Source organism: Bradyrhizobium zhengyangense, from assembly GCF_022012555.1.
GTDB classification, from domain to species: domain Bacteria; phylum Pseudomonadota; class Alphaproteobacteria; order Rhizobiales; family Xanthobacteraceae; genus Bradyrhizobium; species Bradyrhizobium zhengyangense.
This window is the reverse complement of record NZ_JAKLTZ010000004.1, coordinates 486400-511644: the sequence shown is the minus strand read 5'-3', so window position 1 is coordinate 511644 and position 25245 is coordinate 486400. Positions and strand designations below refer to the sequence as shown.

The 25245-nt window shown below is 64.8% G+C and carries 22 protein-coding genes; 8 read left to right on the top strand and 14 right to left on the bottom strand.

Features of this window, described 5'->3' with window-relative positions; translation table 11 throughout:
• Positions 1-56 precede the first annotated feature (56 nt).
• On the bottom strand, positions 57-1055 hold the full coding sequence (locus tag L6639_RS17970; RefSeq protein WP_237863051.1) for an NAD(P)H-quinone oxidoreductase: 999 nt from the start codon (positions 1053-1055) through the stop codon (positions 57-59).
• A gap of 127 nt (positions 1056-1182) precedes the next feature.
• On the opposite strand from L6639_RS17970, the gene L6639_RS17965 reads away from it, so the two are divergent.
• Entirely contained in the window at positions 1183-1374 is a 192-nt protein-coding gene (locus L6639_RS17965; RefSeq protein WP_237863050.1) for a DUF1192 domain-containing protein, read from the top strand.
• 483 nt (positions 1375-1857) lie between these two features.
• Positions 1858-2367 carry a protease adaptor protein RcdA gene (gene rcdA / locus L6639_RS17960; RefSeq protein WP_237863049.1) on the top strand — a complete coding sequence of 170 codons (510 nt, stop codon included), beginning with the start codon at positions 1858-1860 and terminating at the stop codon, positions 2365-2367.
• 153 nt (positions 2368-2520) lie between these two features.
• Here rcdA and rpmE read toward each other — a convergent pair whose 3' ends face one another.
• A complete protein-coding gene (gene rpmE, locus L6639_RS17955; protein ID WP_025034016.1) occupies positions 2521-2748 on the bottom strand; it encodes a 50S ribosomal protein L31 in 228 nt (75 codons plus the stop codon).
• 202 nt (positions 2749-2950) lie between these two features.
• Here rpmE and L6639_RS17950 point away from each other — a divergent pair, with 202 nt between their 5' ends.
• Positions 2951-4777, top strand: coding sequence for an ABC transporter ATP-binding protein/permease (locus L6639_RS17950; protein ID WP_237863048.1), 1827 nt, complete (start codon positions 2951-2953; stop codon positions 4775-4777).
• A gap of 13 nt (positions 4778-4790) precedes the next feature.
• On the opposite strand, the gene L6639_RS17945 is transcribed toward L6639_RS17950, so the two are convergent.
• The 4 genes from L6639_RS17945 to L6639_RS17930 all read right to left on the bottom strand — a co-directional run bounded on the left by L6639_RS17945 (position 4791) and on the right by L6639_RS17930 (position 7651).
• Positions 4791-5060, bottom strand: coding sequence for a hypothetical protein (locus L6639_RS17945; RefSeq protein ID WP_237863047.1), 270 nt, complete (start codon positions 5058-5060; stop codon positions 4791-4793).
• Between the two features lie 67 nt (positions 5061-5127).
• Positions 5128-5574, bottom strand: coding sequence for a GNAT family N-acetyltransferase (locus L6639_RS17940; RefSeq protein WP_237863046.1), 447 nt, complete (start codon positions 5572-5574; stop codon positions 5128-5130).
• The gene (locus L6639_RS17935) at positions 5574-6602 is read right to left on the bottom strand and encodes a peptidoglycan -binding protein (protein WP_237863045.1); all 1029 of its coding nucleotides are present in this window, start codon (positions 6600-6602) and stop codon (positions 5574-5576) included. The genes L6639_RS17940 and L6639_RS17935 overlap by 1 nt, the downstream gene beginning before the upstream one ends.
• A 23-nt stretch (positions 6603-6625) precedes the next feature.
• Positions 6626-7651 (bottom strand): flagellar motor protein MotA, encoded by a 1026-nt coding sequence (locus L6639_RS17930; RefSeq protein ID WP_237863044.1) that lies wholly within the window; start codon positions 7649-7651, stop codon positions 6626-6628.
• 182 nt (positions 7652-7833) lie between these two features.
• On the opposite strand from L6639_RS17930, the gene L6639_RS17925 reads away from it, so the two are divergent.
• From L6639_RS17925 to L6639_RS17905, 5 genes are all read left to right on the top strand, one after another.
• Positions 7834-8643 (top strand): DUF1295 domain-containing protein, encoded by an 810-nt coding sequence (locus L6639_RS17925; protein WP_237863043.1) that lies wholly within the window; start codon positions 7834-7836, stop codon positions 8641-8643.
• Complete coding sequence (locus tag L6639_RS17920; protein ID WP_237863042.1) at positions 8640-9668, top strand: SAM-dependent methyltransferase; 1029 nt, start codon at positions 8640-8642, stop codon at positions 9666-9668. The genes L6639_RS17925 and L6639_RS17920 overlap by 4 nt, the downstream gene beginning before the upstream one ends.
• Positions 9669-9898: 230 nt before the next feature.
• Positions 9899-11092, top strand: a complete 1194-nt coding sequence (locus tag L6639_RS17915; protein ID WP_237863041.1) for an efflux RND transporter periplasmic adaptor subunit — start codon at positions 9899-9901, stop codon at positions 11090-11092.
• 6 nt (positions 11093-11098) lie between these two features.
• Entirely contained in the window at positions 11099-14254 is a 3156-nt protein-coding gene (locus L6639_RS17910; RefSeq protein WP_237863040.1) for a multidrug efflux RND transporter permease subunit, read from the top strand.
• A gap of 155 nt (positions 14255-14409) precedes the next feature.
• Entirely contained in the window at positions 14410-15537 is a 1128-nt protein-coding gene (locus L6639_RS17905; RefSeq protein WP_237863039.1) for an AAA family ATPase, read from the top strand.
• A gap of 26 nt (positions 15538-15563) precedes the next feature.
• Here the strand turns inward: L6639_RS17905 and L6639_RS17900 are convergent, their stop codons facing one another.
• The 8 genes from L6639_RS17900 to tkt form a co-directional block, all read right to left on the bottom strand.
• Positions 15564-16355, bottom strand: a complete 792-nt coding sequence (locus L6639_RS17900; RefSeq protein WP_237863038.1) for an inositol monophosphatase family protein — start codon at positions 16353-16355, stop codon at positions 15564-15566.
• 131 nt (positions 16356-16486) lie between these two features.
• On the bottom strand, positions 16487-17575 hold the full coding sequence (locus L6639_RS17895; RefSeq protein ID WP_237863037.1) for a tetratricopeptide repeat protein: 1089 nt from the start codon (positions 17573-17575) through the stop codon (positions 16487-16489).
• An 8-nt stretch (positions 17576-17583) separates the two neighbouring features.
• A complete protein-coding gene (locus L6639_RS17890) occupies positions 17584-18252 on the bottom strand; it encodes a thiamine phosphate synthase (RefSeq protein ID WP_237863036.1) in 669 nt (222 codons plus the stop codon).
• A gap of 3 nt (positions 18253-18255) precedes the next feature.
• Complete coding sequence (locus L6639_RS17885; RefSeq protein ID WP_237863035.1) at positions 18256-19281, bottom strand: class I fructose-bisphosphate aldolase; 1026 nt, start codon at positions 19279-19281, stop codon at positions 18256-18258.
• 255 nt (positions 19282-19536) lie between these two features.
• Positions 19537-20604, bottom strand: a complete 1068-nt coding sequence (fba, locus tag L6639_RS17880) for a class II fructose-bisphosphate aldolase (RefSeq protein ID WP_128949805.1) — start codon at positions 20602-20604, stop codon at positions 19537-19539.
• Positions 20605-20670: 66 nt separating this feature from the next.
• Positions 20671-21867 carry a phosphoglycerate kinase gene (locus L6639_RS17875; RefSeq protein ID WP_237863034.1) on the bottom strand — a complete coding sequence of 399 codons (1197 nt, stop codon included), beginning with the start codon at positions 21865-21867 and terminating at the stop codon, positions 20671-20673.
• A 115-nt stretch (positions 21868-21982) separates the two neighbouring features.
• Positions 21983-22990: a type I glyceraldehyde-3-phosphate dehydrogenase gene (gene gap, locus L6639_RS17870; protein ID WP_237863033.1), complete on the bottom strand. Its 1008-nt coding sequence runs from the start codon at positions 22988-22990 to the stop codon at positions 21983-21985.
• Between the two features lie 170 nt (positions 22991-23160).
• On the bottom strand, positions 23161-25146 hold the full coding sequence (tkt, locus tag L6639_RS17865) for a transketolase (RefSeq protein WP_237863032.1): 1986 nt from the start codon (positions 25144-25146) through the stop codon (positions 23161-23163).
• Positions 25147-25245 lie beyond the last annotated feature (99 nt).

Sequence of the window (25245 nt, the reverse complement as noted above, 5' to 3'; positions counted from 1 at the left end):
TGCCACGAAAGCCAAGAAAATCAAAGGGTTTCCGCCCGGTTTGATGGGCCAGCGGCCTAGACCTCCAACACAATTTTGCCAATATGTGCGGAGGTCTCCATGCGCCGGTGTGCGTCGGCGGCCTTTTCCAGCGGGAAAGCACTGTCCATCAGGGGTTTGACCCGGCCTTCGCGCAGAAGCGGCATCACTTTCGCCTCTATCGCGGCGACCATCGCCGCTTTGTCCGCATTACTACGGGGACGCAAGGTCGAGCCGGTATGGGTCAACCGCTTCACCATCACCTTGGCGATGTTGACGCTGACCTTGGGGCCGTTGAGGGTCGCGATCTGCACGATGCGGCCGTCGACGGCAGCGGCGTCATAGTTGCGATCGACATAGTCGCCGGCGACCATGTCGAGGATCAGGTTGACGCCGACCTTGTCGGTTTCTTCCTTGACCACAGTGACGAAATCTTCGGTTTTGTAATTGATCGCACGATCCGCCCCCAGCTTGAGGCAGGCGTCGATCTTGTCCTGCGAGCCGACGGTGACGAACACCTTTGCACCGAACGCCTTCGCGAGCTGGATCGCCATGGTGCCGATGCCTGAGGAGCCGCCGTGGATCAGCAGCGTCTCGCCGGCTTTCAGGCCGCCGCGCTCGAACACATTGTGCCAGACCGTCATCAGGGTTTCCGGCAGCGCACCGGCTTCCCTAATCGACAGGGCCGGGGGCACGCTCATCGCCTGCGCGTCCTGTGCGATGCAATACTGCGCATAACCGCCGCCGGCGACCAGCGACATGATCTTGTCGCCGATCTTGTGCCGCTTGGCGTTGCTGCCGACCGCGACCACTTCACCTGCGATCTCGAGGCCGGGCAGGTCGCTGGCGCCGGGTGGTGGCGGATAGGCGCCGGAGCGCTGCGCCACGTCGGGCCGGTTGACGCCGGCGGCCTGCACCTTGACCAGGATCTCGTCAGGACCGGGCTGCGGCACAGCCCGCCGTTCCGGCAGCAGCACCTCCGGTCCACCGGGCTTGGAGATGGCGACCACGGTCATTTGCGCGGGCAGCTTGTCCATGATGTGTCCTTGAGCAAAGGTGCGAGGGAAACGAGGCCTTTGATTAGCCAGCGCAGTCCGGACTGGCAACCGCCCAAGCCGTGTATCAAGCGGTGTGGTCCGGTCGGCGGACGCAGGAGGAACGACGATGCCGATGGAAGACGACGACCGCCCGCGCAAGAAGGTCACCCACGAGATCGGACAGGATCTCTCACTGTTGTCGGTCGAGGAACTGACCGAGCGCGTCTCCTTGCTCAAGACCGAGATCGCAAGACTGGAAGAAGCCGCCACCAAGAAGCGCGCCTCGCGCGATGCGGCGAACAGCTTTTTCAAGACGTAGTCGTCGTCAAACCAATGTCTGTCGTCCTGGCGAAGGCCGGGACCCATACTCCGTGCAGGTCATTGGGCGATGACTCCGAGTTACCTGCTCGTGCGACCACGCCTCCCGTGGTTATGGGCCCCGGCCGCCGGGGCGACGACGGAGAGACACTCGTCCACTGGCCGACATGCCTAACGAACCCTCAAAATAATCGTTCGTTTACGCACCATTAAGCTTTCGAGTTTATGACTGGAACTGTCCTCGTTTGGACACCGAGTGGCTCCTGTCCACTCTGTTTGACGCCTCCCTGTTATCAACTTTCAAAGCCGCCGGTCTCCGGCGGCTCTTTTTTTCCTCCATTTCCGGTTGAGTTCCTCGGAACGACCCGCGGAAACCATATCCGCGCTTGCCGCTGGACTCCGCGATCCCCCCGCGCAATGATTTGTTCATCATAAGCCGGCGCAAAAGCCGGACAGGTAAACAGTTGCGTAAGGGGCGTTAACCATGGAACGTTTGCAAGCCGACGGCGCTCTCGTTCAACTCAGCGAGCGGTTCACCAATTCTGCGGCGTTCGGCGTCCTGTTCCGCGAGGGCATGGATCTCGTCGAAGAGACCGCCGCTTATCTCGACGGTGCCGGCCGCACCGAGGCCAAGGCGCTCGACCGGGCCGTCAGCCTCACCTACGCGACCGAGAGCATGCGCCTCACCACGCGCCTGATGCAGCTCGCCTCATGGCTGCTGTTGCACCGTGCCGTGAAGGAAGGCGAGATGACGCTGGTCCAGGCCAACCGCGAGAAGACCAAGGTCAAGCTCACCGCCGCCGATCCCGGTCCCTCCGACACCATCGAGAAGCTGCCGACGCAGCTCCAGGATTTGATCCATCGCTCGATGAGCCTGCAGACCCGCGTGCGCCGGCTCGATAGCTCGATCCACACCCCGCCGGCCGACCACATCGCGATCGGCAACCCGCTGGTGCCGCACCTCAACGCATTGAAGGCCGCGTTCGAGCGGTAAGCTTTTCGTCATTCCGGGGCGATGCGAAGCATCGAACCCGGAATCTCGAGATTCCGGGTTCGGTCCCGCGGACCGCCCCGGAATGACATGCGGAAAAACAAAAACGCCCCCGGTCTCCCGGGGGCGTTTTTCGTTCCCGCCTTGCCGGCCGGATCAATCCTTTTTGAGGAAGCCCGAAAACTTCTTCTGGAAGCGCGAGACGCGGCCGCCGCGATCCATGATCTGGGCGTTGCCGCCGGTCCAGGCCGGGTGCGACTTCGGGTCGATGTCGAGGTTCAGCGTGTCACCTTCCTTGCCCCAGGTGGAGCGGGTCAGGTACTCGGTTCCGTCGGTCATGACGACCTTAATCGTATGATAATTCGGATGAATCTCGGCTTTCATGGCAATTCCTAGGGCGCCCGGCGCCTTGCTTGAGTGGCTATCGAATGACGGATTTGGCCGGGTCTATACCTCACAGCCCCCCTTAAAACAAGCCATTGTGGGGACTTGAGAACCGGGCCGTCCCCTACGGTACATCCCGGATTTGCCTCGCCCCGTGCAGCGGCCTATGTGGAGCCAACGTCTCTCTTTTGGTCGGATTCCAATGAGCGCTGTTGAACGGCTTGAAACCGGGCCCGCAGAGGCCCCGTCGATCGAAGCCGAACTGATCGAGCAACCGGCCAAGGGCCGGGCCAAGCTGCGGCCGCTGATGGCGCTCGCGCCCTACGTCGCCCGCTATCGCGGCCGCGCGGCGCTTGCCTTCGTTGCGCTGACGATTGCGGCGCTGACCACACTGCTGGTGCCGGTCGCGGTGCGCCGGATGATCGATTTCGGGCTGACGCCCGAAGGCATCGCGATGATCAACAATTACTTCTCGGTGATGATCGCGGTCGTTGCCGTGCTCGCGCTCGCGAGCGCATCGCGCTACTACCTCGTGATGACGATCGGCGAGCGCATCGTCGCCGATCTCCGGCGCGACGTGTTTGCGCATCTGCTCTCGCTGTCGCCCTCCTTCTTCGACTCCGCGCGCAGCGGCGAACTGGTGTCGCGGCTCACGGCCGACACGACGCAGATCAAATCCGCCGTCGGCGCCTCCGTGTCGATCGCGCTGCGCAATCTGATGATGTTCTTCGGCGCGGCAGCGATGATGGTGATCACCAGCCCGCGTCTCTCAGGCTTCGTACTGCTGGCGATCCCGCTGATCGTGCTGCCGCTGGTCGCGTTCGGGCGCTGGGTGCGGCGGCTGTCGCGCAATGCGCAGGACACGCTGGCGGATGCGTCCGCCTATGCCGGCGAGCTGGTCGGCGCGATCCGAACCGTGCAGGCCTATACCAGCGAAGGGCTTGCGGCGAACCGCTTTGGCGGTGAGGTCGAACAGGCCTATGAGGCCGCGCGCACGTCGACACAGGCCCGCGCGGTTCTCACCGCCATCGTCATCTTCATCGTGTTCGCAAGCGTGGTCGGCATCCTCTGGATCGGCTCGCATGACGTGCTGACCGGCACGATCACGCCGGGCCGGCTCGGCCAGTTCGTGCTCTATGCGGCCTTCGCGGCCGCAGGCCTCGGCCAGCTCAGCGAGGTCTGGGGCGAGGTGTCGGCGGCATCAGGCGCCGCCGAACGCCTGTTCGAGATTTTGCATGTGAAGCCGGAAATCGCAGCGCCCGCGGCGCCGCGCGTGCTGCCCGTGCCGGGGCGCGGCGAGGTCGGCTTCGATCGGGTCAGCTTTGCCTATCCCGCGCGGCCCGATGTCAACGTGCTCGACGCCGTGTCGTTCGCGGTGCGTCCTGGCGAGAAGGTCGCGATCGTCGGCCCGTCCGGCGCCGGCAAGAGCACGATCTTCCATTTGCTGCTGCGCTTCTACGATCCACGCGGCGGTTCGATCTCGCTCGATGGCGTGCCGGTGAGGTCCGCCGATCCGCGCGACTTCCGCTCGCGCATCGCTTTGGTGCCGCAGGAATCCAACGTGTTTGCCGCCAGCGCCCGTGAAAACATCCGCTTCGGCCGGCCCGATGCTGATGATGCCGAGGTCGAGCGTGCCGCCGATCTCGCGCATGCCAGCGAGTTCATCCGCCGCCTGCCCGAAGGCTTTGACACGCCACTCGGCGAGCGCGGCGTGACGCTGTCTGGCGGCCAGCGCCAGCGCATCGCCATCGCACGCGCCATCCTGCGCGATGCGCCGCTGCTGCTGCTCGATGAAGCGACCTCCGCACTCGATGCCGAAAGCGAGACGCTGGTGCAGACCGCGCTCGAAGAGCTGATGAAGCACCGCACCACGCTCGTCATCGCGCATCGCCTCGCCACCGTCTTGTCCTGCGACCGCATCCTGGTGATGGACCAGGGCAGGATCGTCGAGCAGGGCACCCATGCCGAGCTCGTCGCGGCGAACGGGCTTTATGCGAGGCTGGCGAGGTTACAGTTCGAGGGGGCGTGAGGCGTCGCTGATCTCACGGACACTTGGGCGAGCCCATCGGCACGTTCGGCCACGGCCAGTTCTTCCAGCTTCCGCCCTCGCCAATGCAAGGTGACCCGCCGTTGGCTGGCGCCGGGCTGTCTGTCGGAATAGGACTGTTCGTTAGCGCAGGCGAACCTGTCGTTTCAGTTGCTGCCTTGGGCGGTGAGGCCAAGCGCTGGTCGACATAAACACTCGACACATAGCCCGCGACGATGACGCCGAGAAAGACCGAAGACCCTTTGGCCAGATCGCTCAGCCGCATTGATCCTCTCCATCAGTTTGCTGATTGCAACACTAGCAGTCCGCGTCGGGCTATTGCGTGACGGAAGTCACGGCCGCCACGCCATCTTCAGCACCGGCCGTCCCGACGTCGGGTTCAAATCCTCGCCGGCATGCGCAAAACCGTTGCGCTCGTAGAAGCGGATGGCGCGGGCGTTGTCCTTGTTCACGAGCAGCGTCACGCCTGACGGTGACAGGCGTTTTGCCTCATGCACCAGCAGTCTTGCCGCATCCGAGCCCCAATGATTGGGATCGACGACGAGCTGGTCGAGATAGCCGTCGCCGTCGATGGTGACGAAACCCGTCAGCGCGCCGTCCTGTTCCGAGACCACGATCTGGGCCTTCGGCACCAGATCCTTGCGCCAGCGTTCGCGCCACCAGTCGAGCCGCGCGGCAAAATCGATCTGCGGATAAGCCTGCTGCCAGGTCCGATGCCAGAGGTCGATCGCGGCCGCCTCGTCGGCGTCTGCATAGGGGCGGAGGCGGAGCGCGCTCACTACCGCTCCGTCAGCTTCAGCTCGATGCGGCGGTTGCGCTTGTAGGCCTCTTCGGTGTTGGCGGTGTCGAGCGGCTGGAATTCGGCAAAGCCCGCGGCGACCAGCCGCTGGGCCGGCACGCCGAGCGAGATCAGATATTGCACCACCGAGATCGCGCGCGCCGATGACAGGTCCCAGTTCGACTTGAAGTTCGGGCCGTTCACCGGCCGCACGTCGGTGTGACCGTCGACCCGCAGCACCCAGGCGATCTCGGCCGGGATCTTCTTGTCGAGCTCGATCAGCGCGGCGGCGACCGTGTCGAGTTCGGCGCGACCCTCGGGCAGCAGCGTTGCCTGTCCGGTGTCGAAGAACACTTCGGACTGGAACACGAAGCGATCGCCGACCACGCGGATATCAGGACGGTTGCCGAGAATGGCACGCAGCCGCCCGAAGAACTCCGAACGATAGCGCGACAATTCCTGCACGCGCTGCGCCAGCGCCACGTTCAGGCGCGAGCCGAGATCGGCGATGCGGTTCTGCGATTCCTTGTCGCGCTTCTCGGACGCATCGAGCGCCTCTTCGAGGGCCGCCAATTGCCGGCGCAGCGCGCTGATCTGCTGGTTCAGCACCTCGATCTGCGCCAGCGCCCGCGCCGAGACCGCCTTCTCGGAGTCGAGCGCCTTGCCGAGTTCGGCGGTCTTGCCTTGCGCGTCGTTGCCGGCGTTGGCGAGGCCTTCATAGAGGCCCTTCATGCGGTCGCGCTCGCTCTCGGCCGAGGCGAGGCCGGCCTTCAACTGCGAGACCTGGTCGTCGAGCGAGAGCTTGCCGAGTTTCTCCAGCGACAGCAGCTCGGTGAGCTGGGCGATCTTGGCGTTGAGCTGCTCCAGCGCCTTGTCCTTGCCGGTCACCTCCTGCGACAGGAAGAACTGCACGACCAGGAACACCGACAGCAGGAACACGATCGACAGCACCAGCGTCGACAGCGCGTCGACGAATCCGGGCCAGTAGTTGAAGGCGCCTTCGCTGCGGCGGCCGCGGGCTAGAGCCATGCTCGCCTCTCAAATCTGATTGCTTAACTCTTCTCGGGCTGGCGCGCGATGCGCTCCAGCAGGCGGCGGATCTCGCGGTTCTGCTCGCCCTGGCCGTCGGCCCATTCGCGGATCATCTGCTGCTCGGTGCGCATGTGCGAGACCAGCGCCTGGATCGCTTCGGCAAGGCTCGCCATCGCTGCCGTGGTGCCGCGGCTGGCGCTGCCTTCCTCGAGCACGGAGCGCAGCCGTTCCACAGCCGCTTGAAGCTCGCCGCTGGCAACGCCGCCCCCGCCAGTGCTCGCGACGGCGGAGACTTCGCCGCTGCCATACTCACGCACGGTGGTGGCGAGCCAGTCTTCGAGGTCGGTGTAGAAGCGGTTCTGCGCCTGGCTCGATTGCAGATCGAGGAAGCCGAGGATCAGCGAGCCGGCGAGGCCGAACAGCGAGCTGGAAAACGAGATGCCCATGCCGCCGAGCGGGGCGGCCAGCCCCTCCTTCAGCGTGTCGAACAGCGCGCCGGCATCGCCGCCGACCTTGAGCCCGTCGATGACCTTACCGACCGAGCCGACCGTTTCGATCAGGCCCCAGAAAGTACCGAGCAGGCCGAGGAAGACGAGGAGGCCGGTCATGTAGCGGGAGATGTCGCGGGCTTCATCCAGGCGCGTCGCGATCGAATCGAGCAGATGCCGCATCGTGGTCTGGGTGATCGACATCCGCCCGGTGCGCTCGCCACCCAGGATCATCGCCATCGGCGCCAGCAGCTTTGGGTGCCGGGCCGGCGCGAGGCCGGGATCGGCGATGCGGAAATTGTTGACCCAGGACACCTCAGGATAGAGCCGGATCACCTGGCGGAAGGCCAGCACGATGCCGATGAACAGCACCGCCCCGATCAGGGCGTTCAGCCCGGGATTGGCGAAGAAGGCCAGGATGATCTGCTTGTAGAGCACCACGCCCACCAGCGTGCAGAGCACCAGGAAAACCAGCATCCGCACCAGGAAGACGCTGGGCGAGGACAGTTTTGTGTACTCGATGTCGATGGCGGAGCGGGGCGAGGCGCCTGACGGCATGGCCGGGATCATCCATTACGAAGCTTGCTTGCCTCCGCACTATGGCACAGGCCGGGTGCAAAAAAAGCGCCGGATGTGCGGATTTCGGGAAGGAGCGCGGAACCCAAAGCTGAAACCGGGCTTTGATATCCACGTATTTTGCAAAACTTCGGCATTCCACAGGCTTAGGTCGGATTTTTTGCATGGCGATGTTTCTTTGGGGATTGGCGGCCATCGCGCTCTCGCTCGCGGTCCTGATGGCATTCGCCTGGGTTGTGCAGCAGCGCAGCGGCAATTCCGGCTGGGTCGACACGATCTGGACCTTTGCGATCGGCCTGGTCGGCGCCGGCAGCGCGCTGTGGCCGCTCGCAGGCGAAGGGTCCAACATCAGGCAATGGCTGGTCGCCGGCCTCGTCGCGGTCTGGTCGCTCCGGCTCGGCACCCATATCGCGATTCGCACCGCCGGGATCACCGATGACCCCCGCTACGCCGCCTTTGCCGCGGAGTGGGGCCTCAATGCCCCCAGGCGGATGTTCATCTTCCTGCAAAACCAGGCGCTGGGCTCGGTGCCTCTGGTGTTTTCGATCTTTGTCGCCGCGCATGTCCCCGCGCCGGCCTTGCGCATTCAGGACGTTCTGGGAGCGGCGATCCTGCTGATCGGAATCGCCGGCGAGGCGCTGGCGGATGCGCAGCTGCGCCGCTTCCGCCACGACCCCGGCAACCATGGCAAGGTTTGCGACGTCGGGCTGTGGCGCTGGTCGCGCCATCCCAATTACTTCTTCGAATGGTTCGGCTGGCTCGCTTATCCCGTGATCGGGCTTGCGGCGGGCTACCCCTGGGGCTGGGCCAGCCTGCTCGCGCCGATCTTCATGTACTGGATCCTGGTCCACGTCACCGGCATCCCGCCCCTGGAAGCGCAGATGCTGCGATCGCGCGGCGAGCGCTACCGCGCCTATCAATCCCGAACCAGCATGTTCTTTCCGTTGCCACCGCGAGAGGGAATGGCCGCATGAGCGTCGTGTCCACGATCATCGGGACTGCCGAACGCGTGCCGCTGCCGGACCTCGTGGTCCGCGCCGCCATCCAGCGCCTGTGCTCGCGCACCGCAACGCGCCTCGCCGCGGACGCCGCCGCCGACGATGCCGCCTTCGCAGGAAAGATGATGCTGCGGCCGATCGCCGAGCATGCGGATGCCGCCAACACCCAGCACTACGAGGTGCCGCAAAGCTTCTTCGCCCAGGTGCTGGGTCCGAACCGGAAATATTCCTCCTGCTTCTACAAGACGGACGCGACCACGCTGCAGGAGGCCGAGGAGGAAGCGCTGCGTCAGACCGTCGAGCATGCGGGCCTTGCCGACGGCCAGACCATCCTCGAGCTCGGCTGCGGCTGGGGCGCGCTGTCGCTATGGATCGCGCGGCAGTTTCCGCATGCCACGGTGACCGCGGTGTCGAACTCGCAATCGCAGCGCGCCTATATCGAGGGCATCGCGCAAAGCCGCGGCCTGCGCAATCTGCGCGTCGTCACATCAGACATGAACGTGTTCGCACCCGAAGGCCAGTTCGACCGCATCGTCTCGGTCGAGATGTTCGAGCACATGATGAACTGGCGCAAGCTGATGACGCGCGTGCGGTCATGGCTCGCGCCGGACGGGCGCTTCTTCATGCACATCTTCACCCATCGCGCCGGCTCCTACGTGTTCGACCGCGCCAATCGCGAGGACTGGATCGCGCAGCATTTCTTCACCGGCGGCGTGATGCCGAGCCATCAGCTCGTCAGGCAATATGCCGATATCTTCCAGGTCGAGAAGGAATGGCGCTGGAGCGGCACGCATTATCAGCGCACCGCGATGGACTGGCTCGCCAATTTCGACGCGCATCGCGACGCGATCGAAGCCGCCTTGCGCAACGTCTATGGCGATGAGACTCACCTATGGATGCGCCGCTGGCGCTGGTTCTTCCTCGCCACCGCGGGCCTGTTCGGCTACGCCGACGGAACGGAGTGGGGCGTCAGCCACTACCGGATGAAGGCGACGGATTGATTGCGATGTTCTGTCGCAGAGCGCCGCGACGGAACCTGACTCACAATCCGGTGAGTCCCGAAAATCAGCCTGAACTCAGCGCGATAGCTCATGTGACATTGAGCCGCCTGCTGCATGCATTGCGTCGCAGCACGTCCATTCTATTTTGATCGCATCAGTCGCGCAGCATTGTCCAGGACGGGCGTTGCGCGTGCTCGATCAGTTTCAACAATCTTGGGGCACTTAACTTCATGTCAGGACTTCGAGCGCGATCGGCATGCGTTGCAATGATGCTCGCGGCCCTTGCGCCGCTGCTTGCTGCTTGCGACGAATCTTCCTCCGCCGTCTCCGCCGCCCAACCTGTCGAACCCGACGTCAGCATCGTCACGGTCAAGCCGCAACCGCGCGCCGTGGTGCGCGAGCTGCCGGGTCGGATTTCGCCGACGCGCGTCGCCGAAGTTCGTCCGCGCGTGTCGGGCATCGTGGTCGAGCGGCTGTTTCGCCAGGGCAGTGAGGTGAAGGCGGGCGATCCGCTCTATCGGATCGATCCACGCCCGTTCGAGGTCGAGGTGATGGCCAATGAGGCCGGGCTTGCCAAGGCCGAGGCCGCGTTGATGCAGGCGCAGCAGCAGGCGCGCCGTATCGCGACGCTGACCAGCCAGCGCGCCGCGCCCGAAGCCGAGAACGAAAAGACCATCGCCGCCGAGCGTCAGGCCCAGGCCGAGGTCGAGGGCCGCAAGGCCGATCTCGCGCGCGCCAAGCTCAATCTCGATTATGCGACCGTGCGCGCGCCGATCGACGGCGTGGTCGGCGCTGCCCTTGTCAGCGAGGGCGCGCTGGTCGTGCAAAACGAGACCAATCTCGCCACCGTGCAGCAGCTCGATCCTGTCTATGCCGACTTCACCCAGTCGGTGACCGAGCTCAATCAGCTTCGTCGCGCCTTCGAAAGCGGCGATCTCGATCGCATCGAGTCCGATGCCGTCAAGGTGCGCCTCGTGCTCGACGACAACAGCCTCTACGGGCTCGACGGCAAGCTGCTGTTCTCCGAGGCCAAGGTCGACGCCCATACCGGCCAGGTGACCTTGCGCGGCGAGTTTCGCAATCCCAAGCGCGAGCTGCTGCCGGGCATGTATGTGCGCGTTCGTCTCGACCAGGGTCTCGACAGCGATGCGATCGCGGTGCCGCAGCAGGCGGTCCAGCGCAATGGCGGCGGCGGCAGCGAGGTGTTCGTCGTCAAGGACGACAACCGCATCGCGGTGCAGCCTGTTCGCACCGGCTCGGTGCAGGACGGCATCTGGTTCGTCACCGATGGACTGAAGGCCGGCGACAAGGTTGTGGTCGAAGGCTTCCAGAAATTTGCAGCCGGCGACAAGGTCAAGCCGCAATCCTGGTCCGAGGCCGAGGCGAGCGCGGACAACAGACACGCCCTCAAGGTCACGCGGTAGCTGATCATGCCGAGCTTCTTCATCGACAGGCCGATCTTCGCCTGGGTCGTCGCGCTGTTCATCTGTCTGATCGGCGCGATCTCGATCCCGCTGCTGCCGATCGCGCAATATCCGATCATCGCGCCGCCCTCGATCTCGATCTCGACGAGCTATCCGGGCGCCTCGCCGGAGAACCTCTACAACAGCGTCACCCGCCTGATCGAGGAGGAGCTCAACGGCGCTTCCGGCATCCTCAATTTCGAATCGACCAGCGACTCGCTCGGCCAGGTCGAGATCACAGCCAACTTCCAGCCGGGCACCGACACCAGCGCGGCCTCGGTCGAGGTACAGAACCGCATCAAGCGGGTCGAGGCGCGCCTGCCGCGCGCGGTGATCCAGCAGGGCATCTTGATCGAGGAAGCCTCCAGCGCGGTGCTGCAGATCATCACGCTGAACTCGACCGACGGCAGCCTCGATGAAGTCGGCCTCGGCGACTTCATGATCCGCAACGTGCTCGGCGAGATCCGCCGCATCCCCGGCGTCGGCCGCGCCACGCTCTATTCGACCGAGCGCAGCCTTCGCGTCTGGGTCGATCCGGCCAAGCTCGTCGGCTATGGGCTCACGGCTGACGACGTCAACAAGGCGATATCAGCGCAGAACGCGCAGGTCGCCTCAGGCAGCATCGGAGCCGAGCCGTCGACCGCGACACAGCGCACCTCAGCGCTGGTTCTGGTCAAAGGCCAGCTGTCCTCGCCGGACGAGTTCGGTGCCATCATCCTGCGCGCCAATGCCGACGGCTCGACCGTGCGGCTGCGCGATGTCGCGCGCATCGAGGTCGGCGGCCTCAGCTATCAGTTCAACACCCGCCTCGACGGCAAGCCGACCGCGGGTCTCTCCGTTCTGATGTCGCCGACCGGCAACGCGCTGGCGACGGCGAGCGCCGTGGAAGCGAAGATGAAGGAGCTGTCGCGCTTCTTCCCGGCCAATATCTCTTACGAAATCCCCTACAATATCACGCCCGTGGTCGAGGCCTCGATCAAGAAGGTGCTGACGACGCTGCTGGAGGCCGTGGTGCTGGTCTTCGTGGTGATGTTCCTGTTTCTCCAGAACATCCGCTACACCATCATCCCGACCATCGTTGTCCCGGTGGCGCTGCTGGGCGCCTGCACCATTCTGCTGCTCGCCGGCTATTCCATCAACATGCTCAGCATGTTCGGTATGGTGCTCGCGGTCGGTATCCTCGTCGACGACGCCATCGTCGTGGTCGAGAACGTCGAGCGCATCATGGCCGAGGAAGGCCTGTCGCCGAAGGAGGCGACGCGGAAAGCCATGTCGCAGATCACCAGTGCCATCATCGGCATCACGCTGGTGTTGATGGCGGTGTTCGTACCGATGGCGTTCTTCCCGGGTTCGGTCGGCATCATCTACCGCCAGTTCTCCGTGACGATGGTCGCGGCGATCGGCTTCTCCGCCTTCCTGGCGCTGTCGCTGACGCCTGCGCTGTGCGCGACCCTGCTCAAGCCCGTCGCGGCCGGTCACGGCCACGCGAAGAGGGGTGTGTTCGGCTGGTTCAACCGCATGCTCGAAGGTGGCAAGGAAGGTTATTCCCGCACGGTCGGCTTCTCGCTGAAGCGCACCGGCCGCCTGATGCTGGTCTATGCCGCGCTGCTGGCAGGTCTGTCCTGGGCCTTCGTCAGCCTGCCCGGCGGCTTCCTGCCGGTCGACGACCAGGGCTTTGTCACCACCGACGTGCAGACGCCGTCGGACTCGTCCTACGGCCGCACCGAGGCCGTGATCGAGAAGGTTGAAAAATATCTGGCGCAGCGGCCGGGCGTCGACAACGTCACCTTCCTCACCGGCTTCAGCTTCTCCGGCCAGGGCATGAACACCGCGCAGGCGTTCATCACGTTGAAGGACTGGTCGGAGCGCGGGCCGAAGGAGTCGGCCGCCGCCATCGTCAACGACATCAATCGCGACCTGTCATCCTCGATCCGCGACGCAAAAATCTCGGCGTTGCAGCCGCCGCCGATCGACAATCTCGGCAACTCCTCCGGCTTCTCGTTCCGCTTGCAGGATCGCGGCCAGAAGGGCTATCCGGCGCTGATGCGCGCCGCCGATCAGCTGATCGCGGAGGCCAATTCGAGCCCGGTGCTGCAGAAGGTCTATATTGAAGGCCTGCCTGAAGCCGGCGTCGTCAATCTGGTGATCGACCGCGAGAAGGCCGGCGCCTTCGGCGTCACCTTCGAGGATATCAACAACACGATCTCGACCAATCTCGGCTCGAACTACATCAACGACTTCCCGAACCGCGGCCGTATGCAGCGCGTCGTGGTGCAGGCCGACAGCCGCGACCGCATGAAGACCGAGGACATTCTCAACTACAACGTCAAGAACAGTCGCGGCCAGCTTGTGCCGTTCTCCTCCTTCGCGACGGTCGAATGGTCGCGCGGCCCGACCCAGATCGCCGGCTTCAATTATTATCCGGCCGTGCGCATCTCGGGCGAAGCAAAGCCCGGCTTCACCTCGGGCGATGCCATCGCCGAGATGGAGAAGCTTGCCGGCAAGCTGCCGCGCGGGTTCGGCTATGAGTGGACCGGCCAGTCGCTGCAGGAAAAGCTGTCGGGCTCGCAGGCGCCGTTCCTGCTCGCGCTCTCGGTCTTCGTGGTGTTCCTGTGTCTCGCCGCGCTCTATGAGAGCTGGACCATTCCGCTCGCGGTGCTGCTCACCGTGCCGCTCGGTATCGTCGGTGCGGTGGTAGCGGCCATGCTGCGCGGCCTGCCCAACGACGTCTATTTCACCGTCGGCCTGATCACCATCATCGGCCTCGCCGCCAAGGACGCGATCCTCATCATCGAGTTCGCCAAGGATTTGCGCAAAGAAGGCAAGCCACTGGTCGAAGCGACGATCGAGGCCTGCCGCCTGCGCTTCCGTCCCATTTTGATGACCGGTCTTGCCTTCATCTGCGGCGTGCTGCCGATGGCGATTGCCCACGGCGCTGGCGGCGCCAGCCAGCAGGCGCTCGGCAGCGTCGTGATGGGCGGCATGATCGCCGTGGTGATCCTGGCGCTGCTGATGGTGCCGGTGTTCTTCGTCTCGGTGCAGCGCGTGCTGGCGGGGGACAGGGAGAAGGTGGGGGCGAAGGAAGGCGAGGCCTATGGGCCGCCGGCGCCAGTAAGGCCATAGGGCACACTGTCATTCCGGGGCGCGCGTAGCGCGAGCCCGGAATGACGAGCGGAGCTTGCCTTCCCGGGTTCGTCGATCCAGAGTGCATCCCTGGATTGAACGAACGTGCAGTCGCACTGCGCTGCGAATGCACACCTGCCGATGGTGAGCACCTGATGCGTCCGACCGATATTGTGATCTCGAACTATCGCTCGATTCGGCGGCTCTCCCTACCCATCCACCCCCTGTCCGTGTTCGTGGGTGAGAACGGCGTCGGCAAATCCAATCTGTACAAATCCCTATCGCTGTTGCGCGACGCGGCGACCGGGCGGATCACGCGCACGATCGCCGAGGAGGGCGGACTGAATTCAATCTGCTGGTCAGGCATCCGCAAACGTGGCGAGGATGGACGCCTGCGATTGTCGGCGAGATTCGATCGCCTGAAATATTCTATTGAGATCGGATTTCCTGCCCCCGCTGAGGCGGCGTTTTCCGGCGAGCCGATGATCAAGGGAGAAAGCATCGAGGCGACGCAGGGCAAGCGAACGGTTCTACTGATGGAGCGGAAGAATTCGCTCGTCAGCATCCGCGACGACAGCGGCGCATGGAGCAGCCACAAGGATGCCGTGCTGCCGTCCGAGCCGGCGCTTGCGGGCTTTTTCGACGGCAAGGAATGCCCCGAAATCGATGTGATCAGAAACGCAATGCTGGGCTGGCGCTTCTATCACGACTTTCGCACCGATCCGGCCTCACCGATACGAAAGCCGTGTCTCGCGATCACGACGCCCTCGCTCAGTGCCGATGGAAGCGATCTGGCTGCCGCCCTGGCGACGCTCTATACGATCAGGGGAGATGCCACCGACCTCCAGGACGCAATCCAGGATGCGTTCCCGGGCGCTGAGCTCCGCGCATGGGAACAAAACGGCCTGTGTGAGTTCGATCTGCAACTCGAAGACATGCCGCGTCCGTTTGGCGCTCATGAACTGTCCGACGGGACGCTGAAATACATTTGCCTGCTGGCGGTGTTCATGGGCTACCGGCTTCCGCCGTTCATTGCGCTGAACGAGCCAGAGACCAGCCTGCATCCGTCGCTGCTGGCGCCATTGGCCCGGCTGATCGTCAAGGCATCGGCCCGCGCCGACATCTGGATCGTGACCCACTCGGAGCAGCTGATGGAAGCCTTGCGAAGCGAGAGCTCGGTCCCGCTTCGCCGGGTGATCAAGTCAAAAGGCGCCACGATGATCGAGGGCCTGACCCTCGGCGGTGAGTATCGGGAGGAGGAGGCCGACGATGACGATTCTTAGTCGCTGCGGGTCGAACCGCCGGGTGACTACGCCGGCCGCTTCAAAATCTTAACCAGCTCCCCGTGCACGTACTCATTGCCGCACACGACGTCGCCCGTGACCAGCGCATCGCCCGATGTGTTGATGTCGGTCACCGTGCCGCCGGCTTCGCGCACCATCAGCATGCCGGCGGCGATGTCCCAGGATTGCAGGTTGCGCTCCCAGTAGCCGTCGAGGCGGCCGGCGGCGACGAAGGCGAGGTCGAGGGAGGCGGCGCCGAAGCGGCGCAGGCCCGCGACGCGGTCCTGGATCGCGGTCATCTCACGGCGGAATTCCTCGTGGTCGCCGCGGCCGATATGGGGCAGGCCGCAGGCCACCACGCATTCGTTGAGCTGGCGACGGCCGGCGACGCGCAGGCGCTGGTCGTTGAGGAAGGCGCCCTTGCCGCGCTCGGCGATGTACAGCTCGTCATTGGCGGGGTTGTAGATCACGCCGGCGATGATCGTACCCTCGCGCACGAGGCCGATCGAGATCGCGAATTGCGGGATGCCGTGCAGGAAGTTGGTGGTGCCATCAAGGGGATCGACGACCCAGGTGTGGCTCCCGTCGGTGCCCTCGCGCGTACCGCCCTCTTCGCCGATGAAGCCGTAGCCGGGCCGGGCCTTGGCGAGGTCCTGGTAGAGGATCTCTTCGGCGCGCTTGTCGGCGAGCGAGACGAAATTGGCCGGCCCCTTCAGCGAGACCTGGAGATGCTCGATCTCGCCGAGATCGCGCTTGAGGCTGCGGCCGGCGCGGCGCGCGGCTTTGACCATGACGTTGATAGTGGCGGAATACAGCATGAGCTCTGGTCTTGATCGGGGGGAGGGGGCGCGAAAGGGCGCCATTTGAGGAGATTGGGTGCCCCGCGAGGGGCCAAAGGTCAAGTCATTCAGGTCACCTGCGGGTCGTTTGCAGGCCATTTGGCGTCAGGTCATTTGGTCCCAAGCCATTTCTTGGCGGCGGCCTCCGCCTTGGCGCGGTCGTCTGCAGGCAGGTCGGACAGCTCCTTGTCGAGCTCCGGATCGCCCTTGCCTGATGTTTTGGCCACCAGGTGCCATTTGAAACCCTCGATCTTGTCCACGGGCGCGCCCATGCCGTTGATCAGCACCCAGGCCAGGCGGTTCTGCGCGATCGCGCTGCCCTGGCGGGAGGCCTTGCGCAGCAACGCCACGGCCGCGGGCTGGTTCTTCGGCGTGCCGGTGCCGTTGAACATGGCGATGGCGTATTCGACCTCGGCATCGACATTGTCGGCGAGCGAAGCCGCCTGCAGCAGCCGCACCGATCGTTCGGGATCTTTCGGCACCCCGGTCCCTTCCTTGTAGAAGGTCGCAAGCGCGTATTGCGCCTCGGGCAGTCCGGCGTCGGCTGCCTGGCGCAATAGCTCGGCGGAACGCTTGACGTCCTGCGGCAGGGTCTGTCCGTCAAGATAAAGCAGAGCGAGATTGTAGGCCGCCTTGGGCTCGCCGAGCTTGGCGGCTGAGGCCATCAGCTTGACCGCCTCGCCCTTGTCGACCGGGCCGCCGCGGCCGGCCATGCGCAGCATGGCCAGCGCAAACATCGCCTCGCGGTCGCCGGCATCGGAGGCGCGCTTGTACCACTCGACCGCCTTGGCGTAGTCGCGCCTGATGCCCATGGCGTTGGAATAGAGCTCGCCCAGCATGGTCATGGCCTTGGCGTCGCCGGTCTGGGCGCGCGCGCTGGCGAGGTCGAAGGCGGTCTTGTACTGGCCGCGCTGATAGGCGCCGAACACCAGGTCGACATTGGAATTGTCGGTCGCCGGCGCCGGGATCACGGTTGCCGGCAGCGTCGGGCTCGGCGAGGCCGACGGCTTTGGCGCCGGCTCCTTCTTCTTGGCGATCGTGTGCGGCGCGACCTTTGGTTTCTCCTTCGTCGATTCCTTGGCCTTCTGCTTGTCGGGCGGAGGGCTCGGGATCGTGGCCGGCGGCGTGATCTGGAGCTGCGCGGCCGCAGGCGCCGCCAGCAGCAGCGTGGCCAGGAGGGTGATGCGCGGGAGCGTCATGTCGGCTGCTAGCTCTCGCCCACGGCGGCCGCCGTGAAGGCCTTCTTGATCGCGGCGTCGGCCTCGATCAGCGCGGCCTTGGGCCCGCGCGGGTCGGCCCAGATGAAATCGCCGACCAGCACGAAATCGGCGCCGCTGGCGGCGAAGTCGTAGGCCTCTTCGATCGAGGTGGCGAAGCCGACACAGGGCGGCTCGAACAGCTCGGCCCACCAGTCCAGCCGCTCGGCGATCGCCTGGGCCTGGGGACGCTGGCCTTTCGCGTCAGGCTCGCCGAACAGCACGTAATCCGCGCCCATCTCGCCCGCGTTCATGGATTCGTGGCGCGTTTCGAGCCCGCCGACGCCGGCGATGCGATCCGGTTTCAGCGACGGCATGGCATCTTCCAGCGCCGCGATATTTGAAAGATGCGCACCATCGGCGCCGCCGCGCGCGACGATTTCAGGATGGCCGTCGACGAGCAGGGCCGCGCCGGCGTTCTGCACGACCGGCGCCAGCGCCTTGATCCGCGAGATCATGGTGCGCTGGTCGGTCTCCTTCAGCCGCACCAGCACGGCCGCGACATCGGCGGCTGCGAGCAGATCAGGCAATGCCGCGAGGAGCGAAGCGGGATCATCGACGTCTGGCGTCGCGAGATAGAGACGCGGCGCCGGGCGCGGCGGAGGCGATTTGTTCGACAAGGTCTAGGCTGCCTTCTTTTCCAGGCTGCTTTGCCATTCGCCTTTGGAGGCGAGGCCGTTCATGCGGGCACGATGACTGAATGCGTTTTGTCCGGCCGTAACATTCTCGGGCCGACCCGACCAGGCCTTCTGTGGCGCGGCCTGCAGCGCTCGGCCGTAGGAGAAGGTCAGGCCCCAGGGCAGCGGACCAAGCTTGTGCATGGCGTTGAGATGCGCGGTCGCCTCCTCGTCCGACTGGCCACCGGAGAGGAAAGCGATGCCTGGGACCGCCGCAGGCACGCAGGCTTTCAGCAGGCGGATCGTCTTCTCCGCGACTTCCTCGACGGAGGCCTGCTTTGGGCATTTCTTGCCTGAGATCGCCATGTTCGGCTTCAGCATCATGCCTTCGAGCGCGACGCGCTGCACGCGCAACTCCTGGAACGTCTTGTTGAGCACGCGGCTCGTCACCTCATAGCATCGGTCGATGTCGTGATCGCCGTCCATCAGCACCTCCGGCTCGACGATCGGCACGATCTGCGCGGCCTGGCACAGCGCGGCGTAGCGCGCCAGCGCATGGGCATTGACGCTGATCGCGGTCATCGAAGGAATCCCGCTGCCGATATCGATCACCGCGCGCCATTTGGCGAAGCGCGCGCCGCGCTCGTAATATTTCTTCAGCCGCTCGGCGAGCTTGTCGAGGCCGACGGTGATTGTTTCACCCGGGCACATCGGTAAGCCTTGCGTGCCCTCGTCGACCTTGATGCCGGGAATGGCGCCGCTCTGCTCGATCAATTTCACCAGCGGCGTGCCGTCCTTGGCATCCTGCCAGATCGTCTCGTCATAGAGGATCACGCCGGAGATGTACTGGCTCATGGCCTCCTTGGAGCGGAACAGCATCTCGCGATAGTCGCGGCGGTTGCCTTCCGTCGATTCCACGCCGATCGCGTCGAACCGCTTCTTGATGGTGCCGGAGGATTCGTCGGCGGCAAGGATGCCCTTGCCTGATACGACCATGGCGGTCGCAACCCTGTTGAGCTCAGTCAGATTCATCGAGAGGTCCTCCCAAAACGATTCTGCCCTTGCCTGTGAAAATAGACGGTTCTCGGGCAATTGCCGAGTTAACGTTGGTCGCAGGGTAAAAGGGGGGGACATCGGTCATTCCGGGGCGCGCCCCTTGGCGCGAGCCGGAATCCATTGATCCGCGTCGACGGTGGCACCATGGATTCCGGGCTCGCCGCTTTGCGGCGCCCCGGAATGACGGGAGTGGGTGCCTGCGGAGCGGTCTTACGCCACCCACGCGATCGCTTACGCGACGCGGGGATCCAGCTCGCCCTTGGCGTAGCGCTTGGCCATGTCGGCGGGGGTCAGGATCTTCTTGAACTTGGAGGCCTGGCCTGCGGTGTTGAACTCCTGCAGCCGCTGCTTGCACAGCTTGGTCATGGCTTCCATCGCCGGCTTCAGATATTTGCGCGGATCGAACTCTTCCGGGTTGTCCTTGAGCACTTTCCGGATCTGGCCGGTCATGGCCATGCGGTTGTCGGTGTCGATGTTGATCTTGCGCACGCCGTTCTTGATACCGCGCTGGATCTCGGCGACCGGCACGCCCCAGGTCGGCTTCATCTTGCCGCCATAGGCATTGATGATGTCCTGCAGGTCCTGCGGCACCGAGGAGGAACCGTGCATGACCAGATGCGTGTTCGGCAGCTTGCGGTGGATCTCCTCGATCACGTTCATGGCGAGGATGTCGCCGTCGGGCTTCCGGGTGAACTTGTAGGCGCCGTGCGAGGTGCCCATGGCGATCGCCAGCGCGTCGACCTTGGTCTCCTGCACGAACTTCACGGCCTCGTCCGGATTGGTCAGCAGCTGGTCGTGAGAGAGCTTGCCCTCGGCGCCGTGGCCGTCTTCCTTGTCGCCCATGCCTGTTTCGAGCGAGCCGAGCACCCCTAACTCGCCCTCAACCGAGATGCCGCCGAGATGGGCCATGTCGGTCACGGTCTTGGTGACGCCGACATTGTAGGTCCAGTCGCCGGGGGTCTTGCCGTCGGCCTTGAGCGAGCCGTCCATCATCACCGAGGTGAAGCCGGCCTGGATCGCGGTCATGCAGGTCGCGGCCTCGTTGCCGTGGTCGAGATGCACGCAGACCGGGATGTGCGGATAGATCTCGGTCACCGCGTCCATCATGTGCTTGAGCATGACGTCGTTGGCGTAGGAACGCGCGCCGCGCGAGGCCTGGATGATGACGGGCGCGTCGACCTGGTTGGCCGCGTCCATGATCGCCAGCGCCTGCTCCATGTTGTTGATGTTGAAGGCCGGTACGCCGTAATCGTTCTCAGCCGCATGGTCGAGCAATTGACGCAACGTGATCCGAGCCATCTGTTTTTCTCTCCGTTTGGGCCTGAGGGCCGCTTGTTTCCTGCCGTTTGATTACTTGCTGCCAAGTTACTTGGTGCGAAGCACTTCGACGCCGGGCAGGGGCTTGCCTTCCATCCATTCAAGAAACGCGCCGCCGGCGGTCGAGACATAGGTGAATTGACCGGCCACGTGGGCCTGGTTGAGCGCCGCAACCGTGTCGCCGCCGCCCGCGATCGAGATCAGCTTTTTCGCCTTCGTTCGTTCGGCCGCGTGCTTGGCGGCCGCGACGGTGCCGCGGTCGAACGGCTGCATCTCGAAGGCCCCGAGCGGTCCGTTCCAGACCAGCGTGGCGGCATCGTCGATCGCGGCCTGGACGCGCACGATCGATTGCGGGCCGACGTCGAGGATCATGCCGTCGGCCGGGATCGCATCGAGCCCGTAAGCATGCGAGGGCGCGTTCGCCGCGAAATGATAGGCGACGGTGGCGTCGACCGGGAGGATGATGGCGCAGTTGGCGGCTTCCGCCTTCTCCATGATGCGCAGCGCGGTGGCTGCGAGATCCTTCTCGGCCAGCGACTTGCCGACGCCGACGCCCTGGGCGTGCAGGAAAGTGTTGGCCATGCCGCCGCCGATCACCAGCGCATCGACCTTGGTGACGAGGTTTTCCAGCAGGTCGATCTTGGTCGAGACCTTGGCGCCGCCGATGATGGCGATGACGGGCTTGGTCGGCGAGCCCAGCGCCTTCTCCAGCGCGTCGAGCTCGGCCTGCATGGTGCGGCCGGCATAGGCCGGCAGCTTGTGGCCGAGGCCTTCGGTCGAGGCGTGAGCGCGGTGCGCCGCCGAGAAGGCGTCACTGACCCAGATGTCGCCGAGCTTTGCCAGCTCCGCGACGAAGGCCGGATCGTTCTTCTCTTCCTCTTTGTGAAAGCGGGTGTTTTCCAGACAGAGGATGTCGCCGTCCTTCAACGCCGCAACCGCCTTGGCCGCGGGTTCGCCGATGCAGTCGTCGGCGAAGCCGACCGGCTTGTTCACGACCTTCGACAGCGCTTCCGCAACCGGCTTGAGCGATTCCTTGGGGTCGCGGCCCTTCGGCCGGCCGAAATGCGCGAGCAGGATGACCTTGCCGCCCTTGTCGGCGATTTCATTGATGGTCGGCGCGACGCGCTCGAGCCGGGTCGCGTCGGTGACGCGGCCATTGTCCATGGGCACGTTGAGATCGACGCGCAGCAGCACGCGCTTGCCCTTCACGTCGACGTCGTCGAGGGTGCGGAATTTGTTGGTCATGGGATATCTCACCACTTGGATTGTCATTCCGGGGCGCGCGTAGCGCGAACCCGGAATCTCGAGATTCCGGGTCTGGTCCTTCGGACCATCCCGGAATGACCAAATCGCTGCGGAGTTAGATCACCTTGCTCATCGCAACGGCGGTGTCGGCCATGCGGTTCGAGAAGCCCCACTCGTTGTCGTACCAGGACATCACGCGCACCAGCGTGCCGTTCTGCACCTTGGTCTGGTCCTCGTGGAAGGTCGAGGAATGCGGGTCGTGGTTGAAGTCGATCGAGACGTTCGGCGCGCTGGTGTAGCCGAGCACGCCCTTGAGCTGCTGCTCGCTGGCGCGCTTCATCGCCGCGTTGATTTCCTTGGCGTCGGTGGCGCGCTTGGCGACGATCTTGAGGTCGACGACCGAGACGTTCGGGGTCGGCACGCGGATCGCGACACCATCGAGCTTACCCTTCAGCTCGGGCAGCACGAGGCCGATCGCTTTCGCAGCACCGGTCGAGGTCGGGATCATCGACATCGCCGCCGCGCGGCCGCGATAGAGATCCTTGTGCAGCGTGTCCAGCGTCGGCTGGTCGCCGGTATAGGCGTGGATCGTGGTCATGAAGCCGGTCTCGATGCCGACGAGATCGTTCAGCACCTTGGCGACCGGCGCGAGGCAGTTGGTGGTGCAGCTGCCGTTGGAGACGACCAGATGATCCCTGGTCAGCGTCTCGTGGTTGACGCCGAAGACGATGGTGGCGTCGGCGCCATCAGCGGGTGCGGAGACCAGCACGCGCTTGGCGCCGGCGGCGAGATGCGCGGAGGCCTTGTCCTTGGAGGTGAAGATGCCGGTGCATTCCAGCGCGATGTCGACGCCGAGATCCTTCCAGGGCAGCTTCGAGGGATCGCGCTCGGCGGTCACCTTGATCTTGCCGCTGCCGAGATTGATCGAGTCACCATCGACGGTCACCGTGCCGGGAAAGCGGCCATGAACGCTGTCGTAGCGGAGGAGATGAGCATTGGTTTCGACCGGGCCGAGATCGTTGATGCCGACGACCTCGATGTCCTTGCGGCCGGACTCGGCGATAGCCCGCAGGACGTTGCGGCCGATGCGACCAAAACCGTTAATTCCAACGCGGACTGCCATGTTTCGTCTCCTTATGACCGTTCAGTGACGGCTGTTCAATGACCCCATCATCCCGCACAACGCGCTTTGCGCGCCTGCGAGGGTTTTTTAGAGGCGGACGCCCGGTTCGGCCGGGCGGTGCTTGATCATATGGGACCTTACGTAGTCCTTTTTTTTGGCAAGCTCAACTCTCAGGAAACGCGCTTCAGCACAGCGTTAACTGCGGCCTCGGCGGTAATACCGAAGTGCTTGTAAAGGTCCTTCGCCGGTGCGCTCGCGCCGAACGAATGCATGCCCACGAATTCGCCATCCTGGCCGATCACGGCATCCCAGCCCCAGCGCACCGCGGCCTCGATTGCGACCTTGACCGGCGCGTTGCCGATGATGGCGGCGCGCTTGGCCTCTGGTTGCGCTAACAACAGTTCGAGCGAGGGCACCGAGACCACACGCGACGGGATGCCGCGCTCGGCGAGCTGCTTCTGGGCGGCCACCGCGATCTCGACCTCGGAGCCGGAGGCGAACAGCGTCGCCTTGGCTTCGCCCTGGGCGGCGACCAGCTCGTAGGCGCCGGCCGCGCAGGGACTTTCGTTCGGCGCAGTGGTGCGGAGCTGCGGCAGGTTCTGCCGCGTCAGTGCCAGCACGGTCGGACCGTCCACGCGATTCAGCGCAAGCTCCCAGCACTCGGCGACCTCGATGGCATCGCAGGGACGGAACACGCGCATGTTGGGGATGGCGCGCAGCGCTGCGAGGTGCTCGACCGGCTGGTGGGTCGGGCCGTCTTCGCCAAGGCCGATGGAGTCGTGCGTCATCACGTAGACGACGCCGGCGCCCATCAGCGCGGCGAGGCGCATCGCGGGCCGCGCGTAGTCGGTGAACACCAGGAAGGTTGCGCCGTTCGGTGCGAAGCCGCCATGCAGGAAGATGCCGTTCATCGCGGCACACATGCCGTGCTCGCGGATGCCATAGTGGATGAAGCGGCCCTTCGGCGTCTTCGCCGAGAAGGCGGTCGCAGACTTCGCCTTGTTGTTGTTGGAGCCGGTCAGGTCGGCGGAGCCTGCGAGGAATTCCATCGGCATCGCGCCGGCGATCACTTCGATCACGGCTTCCGACGACTTGCGGGTCGCCGCATTCATCGGCTTTTCCAGCAGCTCCTTCTTGTAGGCGCGCACGGCCTTGGCGAGCGAAGCAGGACGCTCGTGGCGCAGGCGGCGCTCGAACTCGGCGCGCTTGCGGCTGCCGAGCTCGCCGAGCCGTGCCTCCCATTCCTGCCGAGCCGTGGCGCCGCGGCTGCCTGCTGCGCGCCAGGCCTTCAGCACGTCATCGGGCACGGAGAACGGCTCGAGCGAGATGCCGAGATTTTCCTTGGCGGCCTTCAGCTCGTCGGCGCCGAGCGCTTCGCCATGCGCCTTCGCCGTGCCGGCCTTGTGCGGCGCGCCGAAGCCGATGGTGGTGCGGCAGGCGATCAGCGTCGGCTTGTTGGATTTCTGCGCGCGGGTGATCGCAGCTGCAATCGCGGCCTGGTCATGGCCGTCGATCTTCTCGGCGGCCCAGCCGCACGCCTTGAAGCGCTTCACCTGGTCGACCGAGTCGGCGATCGAGGTCGGGCCGTCGATCGAGATGCCGTTGTCGTCGTAGAGCACGATCAGCTTGCCGAGCTTCCAGTGGCCGGCCATCGCGATCGCTTCCTGCGACACGCCTTCCATCAGGTCGCCGTCGGAGGCGAGCACATAGGTGTGGTGGTCGACGATCTTCTTGCCGAACTCGGCGGCGAGCATCTTCTCGGCGAGCGCCATGCCGACCGCGGTCGAGATGCCCTGACCGAGCGGACCGGTGGTGGTCTCGATGCCCTTGGTGTGGAAGTTCTCGGGATGACCCGGGGTCAGCGAGCCGAGCTGGCGGAAGTTCTTCAGCTGATCCAGCGTCATCGCGGCGTTGCCCGTGAGGTACAGCAGCGAATAGAGCAGCATCGAGCCGTGGCCGGCCGAGAGCACGAAGCGGTCACGGTCGGGCCAGTCGACGGCTGCCGCATCGAATTTCAGGAACTGCGTGAACAGCACCGTGGCGATGTCGGCGGCGCCCATCGGCAGGCCGGGATGGCCCGATTTCGCTTTCTCGACAGCGTCCATCGAGAGGCCGCGGATCGCGTTGGCCATGCGGTTGTGGTCGACCTGCGTCATGTCTGAAATCCGTCTGAAATGAGGCGCTTGGCGGCAGTTCGCCCGCGCGGAAAGGAGCCTTTCGGCCGCTGGGGTCGCGGCTGGGATAGCATCTCGGTT

Coding starts and splice junctions, on each gene's coding strand:
- L6639_RS17970 (WP_237863051.1), bottom strand. CDS start 1,055: ATGGACAAGCTGCCCGCGCAAATGACCGTGGTCGCCATCTCCAAGCCC.
- L6639_RS17965 (WP_237863050.1), top strand. CDS start 1,183: ATGCCGATGGAAGACGACGACCGCCCGCGCAAGAAGGTCACCCACGAG.
- rcdA (WP_237863049.1), top strand. CDS start 1,858: ATGGAACGTTTGCAAGCCGACGGCGCTCTCGTTCAACTCAGCGAGCGG.
- rpmE (WP_025034016.1), bottom strand. CDS start 2,748: ATGAAAGCCGAGATTCATCCGAATTATCATACGATTAAGGTCGTCATG.
- L6639_RS17950 (WP_237863048.1), top strand. CDS start 2,951: ATGAGCGCTGTTGAACGGCTTGAAACCGGGCCCGCAGAGGCCCCGTCG.
- L6639_RS17945 (WP_237863047.1), bottom strand. CDS start 5,060: ATGCGGCTGAGCGATCTGGCCAAAGGGTCTTCGGTCTTTCTCGGCGTC.
- L6639_RS17935 (WP_237863045.1), bottom strand. CDS start 6,602: ATGGCTCTAGCCCGCGGCCGCCGCAGCGAAGGCGCCTTCAACTACTGG.
- L6639_RS17930 (WP_237863044.1), bottom strand. CDS start 7,651: ATGCCGTCAGGCGCCTCGCCCCGCTCCGCCATCGACATCGAGTACACA.
- L6639_RS17925 (WP_237863043.1), top strand. CDS start 7,834: ATGGCGATGTTTCTTTGGGGATTGGCGGCCATCGCGCTCTCGCTCGCG.
- L6639_RS17920 (WP_237863042.1), top strand. CDS start 8,640: ATGAGCGTCGTGTCCACGATCATCGGGACTGCCGAACGCGTGCCGCTG.
- L6639_RS17915 (WP_237863041.1), top strand. CDS start 9,899: ATGTCAGGACTTCGAGCGCGATCGGCATGCGTTGCAATGATGCTCGCG.
- L6639_RS17910 (WP_237863040.1), top strand. CDS start 11,099: ATGCCGAGCTTCTTCATCGACAGGCCGATCTTCGCCTGGGTCGTCGCG.
- L6639_RS17905 (WP_237863039.1), top strand. CDS start 14,410: ATGCGTCCGACCGATATTGTGATCTCGAACTATCGCTCGATTCGGCGG.
- L6639_RS17900 (WP_237863038.1), bottom strand. CDS start 16,355: ATGCTGTATTCCGCCACTATCAACGTCATGGTCAAAGCCGCGCGCCGC.
- L6639_RS17895 (WP_237863037.1), bottom strand. CDS start 17,575: ATGACGCTCCCGCGCATCACCCTCCTGGCCACGCTGCTGCTGGCGGCG.
- L6639_RS17885 (WP_237863035.1), bottom strand. CDS start 19,281: ATGAATCTGACTGAGCTCAACAGGGTTGCGACCGCCATGGTCGTATCA.
- fba (WP_128949805.1), bottom strand. CDS start 20,604: ATGGCTCGGATCACGTTGCGTCAATTGCTCGACCATGCGGCTGAGAAC.
- L6639_RS17875 (WP_237863034.1), bottom strand. CDS start 21,867: ATGACCAACAAATTCCGCACCCTCGACGACGTCGACGTGAAGGGCAAG.
- gap (WP_237863033.1), bottom strand. CDS start 22,990: ATGGCAGTCCGCGTTGGAATTAACGGTTTTGGTCGCATCGGCCGCAAC.
- tkt (WP_237863032.1), bottom strand. CDS start 25,146: ATGACGCAGGTCGACCACAACCGCATGGCCAACGCGATCCGCGGCCTC.